This is a genomic window from Bacillus sp. GbtcB10 (assembly GCF_019091365.1).
Classification (GTDB): Bacteria; Bacillota; Bacilli; order Bacillales; family Bacillaceae; genus Bacillus; species Bacillus altitudinis.
The window spans coordinates 1-278 of sequence record NZ_JAGXJP010000093.1 but is presented as its reverse complement, the minus strand read 5'-3'; the positions used below and the strand labels follow the sequence as shown (position 1 = coordinate 278).

The following is a 278-nucleotide window of genomic DNA, read 5'->3' as shown; positions in this document are numbered from 1 at the left end:
CCACAATGAGCACAGTATACTAATCCACGTAATTCATTATCTACAGATACACGCCTTTTCGTGCGATTTTTCTCTTTCTTTTCAAAGCTATGTATCTTGTCCCACAGATCACGCTCAATAATAGCTGGATGATGATTTTTATAGACTACCCATTTTTCTTTAGGGTTTACAGTTTGTTTTCTACGACCATCAACTTTTACTTTCGTATACATCTGTGCTATATAGTCACCTACATAAAATGGGTTGTTAATTATATGTCTAATATGATAATCACGCCA

General features: G+C 34.5%; 1 protein-coding gene. It reads right to left on the bottom strand.

Annotated features, from left to right (window positions below):
- A partial coding sequence (locus KVT11_RS19755; RefSeq protein ID WP_309234389.1) for a recombinase family protein occupies positions 1-221 on the bottom strand: 221 nt, incomplete at its 3' end.
- Positions 222-278: the final 57 nt, after the last annotated feature.